The organism is Pseudomonas sp. 21615526 (genome assembly GCF_013386245.1).
Taxonomy (GTDB): Bacteria; Pseudomonadota; Gammaproteobacteria; order Pseudomonadales; family Pseudomonadaceae; genus Aquipseudomonas.
Window position 1 is genome coordinate 10,091 of the sequence record NZ_JACAOM010000049.1, and the last position, 10,451, is coordinate 20,541.

Annotated in this window: 9 protein-coding genes; 2 read left to right on the top strand and 7 right to left on the bottom strand. The window is 63.0% G+C overall.

Going from position 1 to position 10,451, the window contains the following annotated elements; all coding sequences use genetic code 11:
* Window positions 1-208: 208 nt before the first annotated feature.
* From HX786_RS15420 to HX786_RS15450, 7 genes are all read right to left on the bottom strand, one after another.
* The gene (locus tag HX786_RS15420) at window positions 209-589 is read right to left on the bottom strand and encodes a hypothetical protein (RefSeq protein ID WP_003207261.1); all 381 of its coding nucleotides are present in this window, start codon (window positions 587-589) and stop codon (window positions 209-211) included.
* A 14-nt stretch (window positions 590-603) separates the two neighbouring features.
* A complete protein-coding gene (locus HX786_RS15425) occupies window positions 604-1,884 on the bottom strand; it encodes a type II and III secretion system protein family protein (RefSeq protein ID WP_008433173.1) in 1,281 nt (426 codons plus the stop codon).
* Window positions 1,881-4,019 (bottom strand): type III secretion system export apparatus subunit SctV, encoded by a 2,139-nt coding sequence (gene sctV, locus HX786_RS15430; RefSeq protein ID WP_134326974.1) that lies wholly within the window; start codon window positions 4,017-4,019, stop codon window positions 1,881-1,883. Before sctV ends, HX786_RS15425 begins: the two co-directional genes overlap by 4 nt.
* On the bottom strand, window positions 4,016-4,351 hold the full coding sequence (locus HX786_RS15435; RefSeq protein ID WP_003207267.1) for a lipopolysaccharide assembly protein LapB: 336 nt from the start codon (window positions 4,349-4,351) through the stop codon (window positions 4,016-4,018). Before HX786_RS15435 ends, sctV begins: the two co-directional genes overlap by 4 nt.
* Complete coding sequence (locus HX786_RS15440; protein ID WP_177009712.1) at window positions 4,351-4,707, bottom strand: hypothetical protein; 357 nt, start codon at window positions 4,705-4,707, stop codon at window positions 4,351-4,353. The genes HX786_RS15435 and HX786_RS15440 overlap by 1 nt, the downstream gene beginning before the upstream one ends.
* A gap of 28 nt (window positions 4,708-4,735) precedes the next feature.
* Entirely contained in the window at window positions 4,736-5,629 is an 894-nt protein-coding gene (locus HX786_RS15445; protein ID WP_102606208.1) for an FHA domain-containing protein, read from the bottom strand.
* Window positions 5,630-5,744: 115 nt separating this feature from the next.
* Entirely contained in the window at window positions 5,745-5,906 is a 162-nt protein-coding gene (locus tag HX786_RS15450; protein WP_003207273.1) for a hypothetical protein, read from the bottom strand.
* A gap of 565 nt (window positions 5,907-6,471) precedes the next feature.
* On the opposite strand from HX786_RS15450, the gene HX786_RS15455 reads away from it, so the two are divergent.
* Window positions 6,472-9,690 (top strand): type III effector HrpK domain-containing protein, encoded by a 3,219-nt coding sequence (locus tag HX786_RS15455; protein WP_178912302.1) that lies wholly within the window; start codon window positions 6,472-6,474, stop codon window positions 9,688-9,690.
* Window positions 9,691-9,762: 72 nt separating this feature from the next.
* Window positions 9,763-10,215 (top strand): winged helix-turn-helix domain-containing protein, encoded by a 453-nt coding sequence (locus HX786_RS15460; RefSeq protein WP_178912303.1) that lies wholly within the window; start codon window positions 9,763-9,765, stop codon window positions 10,213-10,215.
* Window positions 10,216-10,451 lie beyond the last annotated feature (236 nt).

Here is a 10,451-nt window from a genome sequence, read left to right on the forward strand (position 1 = left end):
CCGCTGTAAGAGCGGAACCCTAAGTGGCCGTTACCGCAGGAATGGATATGTACGCGGTAAGCTTCAAGATCCCGGTCGCCTACCAGTCCGCTTTCGCGAGCAAGCCCGCTCCCACATTTGGATGGTGGTGTTACAGATGGATCTGCTGGGTCTGGAATACCGCTATCGCAGGCAAGCCAGCTCCCACAGAGGACATGTGAACGCAGGTTCATTGCTCCGCTCCCGGAGCGCCCGCCTTGGCCTCTTGCTGAGCCTGACGCCGCTGCAACTGCTCCCGATCAAACCCCTCGATATACACCTGCGCCGCCCGCCCAACCGGTGCGGCCATCGCAGGCCCCGTCGCCCGCCCCTGATTCAAATCCTGGCGCTGCTCCACCATCTGCATCAAATTCAAATTGTTGGCACAGCCCAGCGGCAAGGTCGCCTTGAAATCCTCGTCCAGTCCAATCTCGTCCTTGGCCGGCGGCTGCTGGCACTGGCTTGGCACCCCGTCCGCCTGATACTGCGGCGAGTAATACACCGGCGCCAGATGCGTCTTGCAGCCCACCACCAACAGGGGCAAACACATCAACAAACGCGAAACTTTCATGCCATGCCCCCTCATCAATTCATGTAGAAACCAAACGCCCCACCACTGCGCGGCCCCGCCGCTGCGGCGGTCGCAGGCTGTGCATCCAGCGGCGTGGCCAGGGTGCGACTGCGCACCGGCTCCACCAGGTACGGCGTAATCAAAATCACCAACTCGGTTTCATTGCGCTGAAAACGCTTGGAGCGAAACAGGTTGCCCAGGATCGGCAAGTCCCCCAGCAACGGCAGCTTCTCGATGTCCTGGCTGCTCTCACGCTGGAACAAACCGGCAATCGCAAACGTCTGCCCGCTGCCCACTTCCACCCGCGTATCGGCGCGGCGCACGCTGAACGACGGCACATGGAAATTGCCAAAATCCACCGTGCCGCCACTCACCACACTGCTGACCTCCGGGCGCACTTGCAGGGCGATCCGGCCGTTGGGCAACAGCGTCGGGTTGAACAGCAGCGACACGCCGAACGACTTGTATTCGATCCCCACCAGGTCCCGATTCACCGGCACCGGGATCGCCACTTCGCCGCCCGCCAGGAAGCTCGCGGTTTGCCCGGTCATGGCGGTGATGTTCGGCTCGGCCAGGATTTGCAGGATCCCGTTGGCCTGCAACGCGTCGAGCATGCCGTCGATATTGGTATTGCCCGAGCCGCTGCCCGCCGCCGCCAGGCCACCGGCGGTGGCGGCTGCCAGCGGTCCGCCGGTGATCAGGCCAAAGGAGAACGTGCCGTTGCTGAACATGGCGTTCCAGTTAACCCCGTAATGCAGCAGTTCCGAGCGGGACACTTCAGCGAAGCGCACACGCAAGTTGACCTGGGCTGCACCGGCGTACTCAGTGGTGTTGACCGCGCTCTGGAAGCCCTGGCCCTGTGGGTTGAGCAAGGCATTCAAATCCGTCGCTTCTCCAACCGAACGCACCGTGCCCTTGGCGATCAATCGGTTACCGGCACCGCTGATCTGCGCGCCATTGCCGGGATGCAATTCCTGCATCGGCGCGGTCACTGCCTGGGTCGCGCTACTGACCGCCAGGCTCAGGCTGGCAAGCTGTTTGCCGTCGCTGCCAAGGGCAATCAGGCTGGTATTGCCCGGCGCCTTGCCGAAGATATAGATCACCCCGGGCGACACCACTTGCAGGTCGGCAATCCCCGGCTCGGCCACCAGTACCGACTCCACCGGGGCCACAAAATGCAGGATCCGGCCTTCACCGGAGGCCAGGTTGATAGACCCCTGGGCACCGTTGGCGATGTCCTGGGCACTGCAGAAAAACGAGGTCAACGTCAGCAATAGCAGACAAAAACGGATCATGAGGCAGACGCCAGGGAAGTGACGGAAGCCGCGGCAGGTGCACGGCGGTTGGAGATATCGGTAAGGCTGATGGTCACCAGCGCTTGCAGGTTGTATTCGGTGGCCAGTTCGCGAAACGACAACACCGCCAGCTCCAGTTCACCGCGCAGCACCAGGCGCCGCAGGCTGCGGCGCAGTTCCGGGTGCACCAGCAATACCGCACTGTTGGCTTCAGTGGTTTTGTCGCAGGCCTGGCGCAGTTGGGCGAGCAACGCGCGGTTGACTTCCTCGGGGATCACTTCACGGCTGGGCTCCTGGCGACGCAGGGATGCACGCAACTGGTCTTCCAATCCCGGCGCCAGCACCAGGGCGCCAATCACCCGATTGCGGTCGGCGTACTGATGGCTGATCTGCCGCGCCAACCCTGCACGCAGGTGTTCGGCCAGGCGGCCGGCATCGGTTTCCCGGGCGCCCCACTCCACCATGGCTTCGAGCAAGGCCCGCTGATTGCGGATCGACACGCCCTCTCCCACCAGCAGGCGCAGGGTCTCGGCCACCCGCTGCAACGGCACCAGGCGCAGGGCTTCCTTGACCAGTTCGCCGTAGGTGGCTTCGGTGCGTTCGAGCAGCAGGCGGGTTTCCTGGATGCCGAGGAAGTCCGCGGCATAGCGGCGCAGGCTGCGTTCCAGCACACCACGCAGGACTTCGTCCGGCAGCAGGAAACCGATGCCGGCGCTGCGCAGTGCGTCTTCATGCTGACGCTCGATCCAGTGCGCGGCACGACCGTTGAGGGGCGAATCGGCTTGCAGGGTGGCGATGTCCAGCAACTGCACATGCACCGGATCGTCCTGCAACAGCAGGCAGTTGATCGGCATTTCGCCTTCGCTGACGGGTACGCCTTCCAGTGACACGCGGTAGCTGCCCGGCGTGGCCTTGGCGTCCATGTGAATGCCCGGCACCGGCATATCGACGCCGAGGTCGCTGCGAATGTCGTGACACAGCGCTTCGATGCGTTGGCTCAGTAGCTGGCGCGGGGCGCTGAGGGCCAACGCACTGCCGAGGGTCAGCAATACCCGAGTGTCGGGGGCCACGCCATAATCCTGCTCGGCCTGCACTTCAACCACCGGTTCCAGGGTCTCGACCAGCGCTTCAGGCTCTACCTGGTTTTCACGGGTATGGCGACGGTACATCACGAAGGCCGCACCACCGAACACCAGCGACAACCCGAGGAACACCCAGGTCGGAAAGCCCGGTATCACGCTGACGCCGACCATGATCAGTGCGGTCAAACCGAGGGCGCGGTAGCTGGCACCCAACTGCTTGAGAATCTCGCTGCCGAGGTCACCCGCTTCGCCGTCGCTGTTGACCCGCGTCACCACGGTGCCCGCCGCTACCGAGATAAGCAGCGCCGGGATCTGTGCGATCAAACCGTCGCCCACGGTCAGCAGCGAATAGGTGTGCACCGCCGCGCCGAAGGCCATGTCGCGCTCGATCATGCCGATCAGCATGCCGCCCAGCAGGTTGACCGCGAGGATCACCAACCCGGCAATCGCATCGCCCTTGACGAACTTCATCGCCCCGTCCATCGCGCCGAACATCTGGCTCTCGCGCTCCAGGCGTGAGCGCCGGCGGCGGGCTTCGGCCTGGTCGATATCGCCGTTGCGCAGGTCGTTGTCGATGCTCATCTGTTTGCCGGGCATCGCATCCAGGGTGAAGCGCGCCGCCACTTCCGCGACCCGCTCGGCGCCCTTGGTGATCACCACGAACTGCGCCACGGTGATGATCAGGAACACCACCATGCCCACCACCACCTGGCCGGCAATCACGAAGTCACCGAAGGCCTTGACGATATGGCCGGCGTCGCCGTGCAGCAGAATCAAGCGGGTGGTGGTGATCGAAAGCGACAGGCGAAACAGGGTGCTGAGCAGGATCAGCGGCGGCAGCGCGGAGAATTCCACCGAGTGGCCGATGTAGAACGCCACGATCAGGATCAGGATGCTCAGGGCGATGTTCAAGCCGATCAGCATGTCCACCAGGTAGGTAGGCAGCGGGATGATCATCATCACGATCGCCATCAGCATGAACGCGACGATGATCACGTCGGTACGCTGGGCGGCCATGCGCGCGATGCCGTTCAGGCGATTGAGCAGGTTCATGGCGCGGCTCTCCGTGCAGCGAGGTAGCGTTTGAAACACTGGCGCGCTTCGTCCTTGCGTTCGCCGTACCACAGCGCCCGGGCACGCAGCAGCAACAGGCTGGCAGACTCACCCTCCAGCGCGACCAGCCGATCCAGGGCCGCGAGTGCGCGGGTGAAGTCGCCGCTGTCGGTGAACGCCAGCACCAGCGAGCGCAGCAGCAGGCCATCGTCGGGCGCGACACTCACGGCAATCAGCAACATCACCAGCGCGCGCTGGGACTGGCCGTTGCGCCGGTACAGCTCGCCAATGCCCTTGAGCAATTGCACCGCGTCGTCGTTGTCCCGGGGCATCAGGCCTGGACCTCCGAGCGTTGTTGTTCGAGGGTGCGGCGCATCTCGATTTCCTCGCTGATCAGGTCATGGGCCAGCGCCTTGATCTGCGGCTCGGCGTCGAGGTTCGGCAACAGGTGCTGCATCACGTGTTCCAGCAGCTCCAGGGAACGTGCGCTGCCGAACAGCAGCGAGTCGACGCCAGCGGCGCTGGTGAGTTCTTCCAGGTCACTGCGCAGGGAGCGGCGGGACTGGACCTTGCGGGTTTTCAGCAACGCTTCGAAAGCCGTGGCCTGGCGCGAGTTGACCGGGCGGATCGCATCGACCGGCGCGCTGCGCACGTCACTGGGAATCAACGGACGGGGTTCGACTTTCATCCCGGGGCCTTAGCTGAAAAAAGCAGCGTCATAGGGTGAAGGTGAAGCGTTCTTCGCCACGGGCGAGGATCACCTGGTTGTTCTCGATGCGCTCCAGTACCCAGTTGTCCGCCAGGGCCGCGCCGGGGTACAGGCGCTTGCCGCTGTCATTGATCACGTAGGGGTTGGCGCCGAACCACACGGCTTGAAAGCGCACCCTTGGCCGGGCCGCATCTGCACGCACGGCGACCCGCGGGTTGAGCACGATCTGCTGGCCGTAACGCTGGTCGAAGGCTTGTTGCAGGGCGACCCATTGAGGCTTTTGCGCGCGCTCAAAGGAGCCGACGGCGTTGAGTTGGCCATCGATGTCGTTGACCTTCACGGCGTCCAGGTGGGCGGCCTGCAATTGCCCTTCGAACCAGGCCTTGGCCTCGGCACGGGAAGGCTTGGCTGCGGTTGTTTCGGCAACCGGCATTACGGTTTGCGCTTGCGGTGGATCGTTGCGAAATGCCAGGGCGCCAGCGCACACAAAGAGCAACGCGGTGGCGATGATCCAGGGCGTTAACGTGCGTGTCGTCGCAGGGATTTTTTCAGGGCTGCCCGGCAGCGCCAGGCTCACACCCGCCGTGCCGATACGCAGTTGCAGCGGCAGCCGCGCGCGATGGCCGCTGCCTTGGGGAATACGGATATCGCCGGCAGTGCCGGTGATCAGTACATCGCCGCCGAGGGCCTCGACGGCCACCTGGGCCCCTTCAAAACGCAGGCGCAGGTGCAACTCGGCAATCCCGGGATCGCTGAGCTGGAGGTCGGCCGCCAGGGCGGCGCCAAGGGTGTAGACCGGCTGGTCGAGCATCAGGGAACTGCCCTGGTGCAAACCGTGGGTCACAAGCAGGGTCGGCGCGCCGTTCGCGGCGGGCAGGCCCAGGGAAATCAAGGCTGTCATGGTTGGGTTTGCCCCCTTGAGAATCACAGGCCGCAACGACGCCTGTGCCGATCAACAACGGTGCAACGGGGTAAGGCAGGTATACGGGCAGCGCCGGCGCTGCCCGCATGGCGAATCAGTTCTGCGGACGCTGTTTGGTGGCGTCGAGCTCTGCTTTTTTCGCGGTGCTGATCTCGGTGATCTTGGCCGACTTCTCGATGGCCATGTTGAAAGTTGCTTCCATCTTCGCGATAGCGTCGTCGGCGCCGCCTGCACTTACTGGTGGAGTAGTAGCCATGTTCAATCTCCTTGCATCGATAGGGAAGTTAAGCCGCATGCAAACCGAAACAAACTCCCAGCGTCAGACAGTGAGTTGGCAATGCAGCCGTCGGTTTGCATGGGAACCATACTACTCACGAACAAAACGCCTTCGCTGTGAAAGCTTGTGAAACGTTCATGGCAGGTGCTGTGAAAAATCCGGCTCAACGTGCCGTTGAGAAAATCTCATCGCCGCGCGGGCGTGGAACTTTTGTTAAAAAACCAATACACGACGAGACCCAATGTTTACGGGGGGGCAAAACCTGAAAAACGAACCAACTCGAACAATTTACGAGCCCGTTACCCCTGGGTAAAAACGTTGATCACTCAACAATTCCAGAAAATAAACACGACAACTTCACACTTTTAACTAATAGCCATTTGCCCAACTTTGCAGATATTTCCATTTGTAACAAAACCGACTTGATCATCGCGTTTGATAGCTCGGCGCGGGTTAACCCAATAACACTTCGCAACTTTCGCCCGCCCCAGTTAGTGCACTTGCACTAAATATCGACTGATATAAAACAACTTCCAGGTGATCTATGACTGCGATCCCGAATGGCCTTGACCCTGCCGACAACAAAGGCCCGGATGGCTCCCGGAGCACGTTCGAAAAAGCCCTGTTCACCGCCGTCGACAAGCCGGTATTCGACCCCTCGAAAATCCGCGGGCCGTCCATTCCGCTGCCGTACCAGAACGTGCAGGCACCGGTGAACAACAGCATCACCTACACCCCGCTGGGCAGCGACAAACCGGTGACCCTCAAGCAGATCGACAACCCCAGGCTGTTTGAGCAATTGGTCAACCAGTACAACGCACAGCAAAGCGACGCGACCCTTGAGAAGAATCTGGCCGACAGCAAAGGCGCCGGCTACAAGGAGGCAGACGCCAGCACCGTGGCGCCTGGCCTGGGCAACTACAAGGCGATCGGCAGTACCACGGAGTTGGGCCCCGGACTGATCCGCTACGAGACCAGTGCCGGCGACAAAATCGTGGTCAGCCAGAAGGAAACACCCGCGCTGTTCGCCCAGGTCAGCGGCGACTCGGCCAAGCTCTTTGCGATCAATGCCAGCCAGGCCGAGGGCTACCGCCTGGCCGGCCCCACGGAAACCATGGACCCGGCAGCGAATATAGGCCCGCCCGAAGAAGTCGGCCCGGGCCTGATTCGCTATACCACGGCATCGGGCGACAAGGTGATCGTGTCCCAGGACATCACCCCCGCGCTGTACGACCAGGTGGCCAAACTGTATGCCGGCAGCATCGGCGCGGCGGGCGCCTCGGACACGTCCTGGATCGACACCTCATCGTTTGGCGTGTCGGGTGCCAAGGACTGGGACACCATCACCGGCAACACCAGCGGCACGCCGACCAAGGAAGAACTCGACCTGAACCGGCCCAAGGCGGCCGCGCAATTGCTCTCGCAAAACTGGGACGCCTGGGGCCTGCATGGCGCGCCGATCGACTTCGCCAACCCACCCACGACACTCCCCCCCGAGGCCCAGGCCGTACTCAAGTACGTGGCCAGCAGCCCGAGCCTGATGGCCGCGCTGGATACCGGCGGGCGTGGCAAGGCCGACAATGTGATCACCCATTCCGATGTCGACCATTTCATCGACAACGCCGGCAAGGACCTCGGCGCCGCGTCGAAATCCTATGGCAGTTTCCTCGGCAGCAAACCCGGTGACCTGGCCAAGGCGAATGCCAAGTCGGCGGCAATCCTGATGGCCAATGAGAGCCTGGCCGCTGGCGCAGGTCCGGCGATGCGCCCCGGTGACGCCAACCAGCGCAGCAACGACGGCATGCTGCGCAGCGACAACCTGCAAGCCTTGGGCAGCGATTCGGCCCTGAGCACCGAGCTGACCGGCGCGGCGGCCATGTGGTCCAGACCCGGGATGTTCCACGCCCTGGAAACCGGCGGCGACAACCCCGCCACCGGCAAGTCGGACGGCATCGGCACCCGCGACAACATCGGCGCCTGGCTCGAAAAACAGGCACCGAAAACCGACAGCGACACCCTGACCTTCCTCGACGGTGCCGCCACTCGTGATGCCGTCGCCGGCGTCGACACCTCGGGCCTGACCGCCGACATCCTGGCCAACCCGCAGAACTACAGCGGCGAACAGAAAGCCGCGGTGCTGGTGCAGTTGACCGATGCACAAACCCGCCTGCTGGTCAGCGACTACGTGCCCCACGCCGGGTTGATGGACAAGTACACCTCGCCCCACTACGGCCTCAACCCCAACGAAGACAAAATCAAGGCACAGCTGCAAAGCGGCATCGAAACCCTCTCGGCCGACCCGGACGTGCAAGGCTTCCTGCAAAACAATCGCGGCCCGGCACTGGCCGACATCGTCGACAGCAACCCGGCGATGAAAGTCGCGATGCAGAACTACTACACCGACGACATCGAGACCGGCAAAAACCTCACCGACAATCTCAACGCCAAGGACCAGAACGGCAAGCAGATCGACATGGGCATGGGCCTGCAAAACGCGGCCAACGATACGACCATCGCCAACCTGGCGCTGGGGGGCAACGGCCATGTGGACCTGACCGGTATCGCCGACAAGGCCGGGCAAAGCGACAACATCCAGCAGTACTACAAAAACCAACTGGTGACCGGCAAGGCCTTTACCGACGCGGTGGCCGGCGGCATGGACCCGACCGTGGCGGCCAGCAGCTTCGCCGCCAGCACGGCCTCGGCCCAGGCCTTCCTCGGCGACAAGGCCTCGGCGGATGACGCCGCCACCTTGCAGGTGAATTTCAACGAAGCCCTTGGCGACGCCCTGCTCGGCGGCGCCACCACCGACACCCTGAACATCACCCTGGGGGACGGCAAGGGCAACTTCGACGAAGCCAAGGTCACTGCCGCGATCAACGACGCCCAGCAAAAAGACCCAGAGATGTTCGTCACCTCGGATGGCGGCAAGATCGACCCGGCGCAAGTGGTGTCGATGCTGCGTTCGGTATGGGACATCGGGCGCCAGGGCAACAAGATCGCCGACGCACTGCCCAAGGCCATCGAAGGCATGAAGTTCGGCGACGTCAGCCCGGCATTCAAGCAAGGCCTGCTGCACATCGGCAGTGCGGTGCTGATGAGCGGCGTGCTGATGGCCCGTTCGGCCAGCGGCAGCAACACGCCGGTGGCGGACGCGAACCGGGTATCCGCCGGGCTGCAATTTGCCGGGCTGTTGATGGAGGGCGGCACCAAATACGCCAAGGAAGCAGGTTACGGCATCACCTGGGTCAACCGCCCGGATGGCGGCACCATTGGTGATTTCCCCGGCAAGGTACCGGTGGGCAAGGGCCCGTTGAGCCCGCAGCAAATCGCCAACCTCGGCGCGGCCGGCAAGATCATTGGCTCGGCGGGCGGGATTATCGGCGGTGTGATCGGGGTGATTGGCGGTGTCGACTCGTTGAAAAAAGGCGACTACTTGAGCGGCAGTTTCTCGGTTGCCACCGGCGTGCTGGGTACGGGTGCGGCGGTGGCCGGGTTGGTGGAAGCCGGGGCCGGGTTGTACGGGGCCACGGAAATCGGCGCGGTGGCCGGGACCATCAGCGGGATCCTCGGCGGGGCAACGGCGATCCTTGGCGGGATCGGCAGCGCGTTCCTGCCCTTCGCCCTGGCTGATGCCCATGGCAAGGCGCAGGACGCGTTCTATGGCCAGCTTGCGCCGGTGCTCAAGCAATACGGCTTGACTGGCGGGCCTACGGAGCCGGGTGATTATCCTGAAGACCCGATCCCGGCGATCAACACCTGACCTTCCCTTGCAGCCTTGCGCGAAGGGAGCCGCGCGAGGTTGTGTTTTTGAACATGCACAAAGGTTAATCACATGACGTATTCACACCGCGGCCACCTTGAAGACAGCGCTATTGAAATCCACTTTGGCCCTTATCGACTGCTGCCCCGACGTCATCTGCTGCTGAAAAACGGTGAGCCGGTGAGCCTGGGGAGTAGGGCCCTGACGTTGCTGATTGCCCTCGCTTCGCGGCCTGGTGAGCTGTTGGAGAAGACCCAATTGCTGGACATCGCCTGGCCACGGTTGGTGGTGGAAGAGTGCAACCTGCGGGCGCAGATCAAGGCGATCCGCCGGGCGTTGGGGGATGATGATTCGGTGTATATCGCGACGGCGACGGGCCAGGGGTATCGGTTTGTTGCGCCGACCTGGGTGGAGCGTGGGGCGCAGAAAAAGCCGGTGGTGTTGGGGGTTTATAGTTGTCGGCGTTGTTTGGGGGATGAGGTGAGGCCGATGCGCGGCGTGCGGCAGGAGAGGCTTAACAGTTGAGGGGGGGATTTGGATCGGGGGCATATCCATTATTTGGGTGATGGCTTATATCGGTTCCGCTCTTACAGCGGCTCACTTTTGAACAGCGCAAAAGTAAGCAAAACGCTCTTGCCCCACCACTCGGCACCTCGCTTAGGCTCGGTGTGCCCGCACTCCGGCTTTGGACCGTGGGCCGCCGTCATGGGCCATCCCTGGCCCAGGACGGCTAACCCGGCGTCCTGCCAGGTTACCCACGC

Bases quoted from the DNA above. Each gene is read 5' to 3' on its own strand.
- HX786_RS15420 (WP_003207261.1), bottom strand. From the start codon at position 589: ATGAAAGTTTCGCGTTTGTTGATGTGTTTGCCCCTGTTGGTGGTGGGC.
- HX786_RS15425 (WP_008433173.1), bottom strand. From the start codon at position 1,884: ATGATCCGTTTTTGTCTGCTATTGCTGACGTTGACCTCGTTTTTCTGC.
- sctV (WP_134326974.1), bottom strand. From the start codon at position 4,019: ATGAACCTGCTCAATCGCCTGAACGGCATCGCGCGCATGGCCGCCCAG.
- HX786_RS15435 (WP_003207267.1), bottom strand. From the start codon at position 4,351: ATGCCCCGGGACAACGACGACGCGGTGCAATTGCTCAAGGGCATTGGC.
- HX786_RS15440 (WP_177009712.1), bottom strand. From the start codon at position 4,707: ATGAAAGTCGAACCCCGTCCGTTGATTCCCAGTGACGTGCGCAGCGCG.
- HX786_RS15445 (WP_102606208.1), bottom strand. From the start codon at position 5,629: ATGACAGCCTTGATTTCCCTGGGCCTGCCCGCCGCGAACGGCGCGCCG.
- HX786_RS15450 (WP_003207273.1), bottom strand. From the start codon at position 5,906: ATGGCTACTACTCCACCAGTAAGTGCAGGCGGCGCCGACGACGCTATC.
- HX786_RS15455 (WP_178912302.1), top strand. From the start codon at position 6,472: ATGACTGCGATCCCGAATGGCCTTGACCCTGCCGACAACAAAGGCCCG.
- HX786_RS15460 (WP_178912303.1), top strand. From the start codon at position 9,763: ATGACGTATTCACACCGCGGCCACCTTGAAGACAGCGCTATTGAAATC.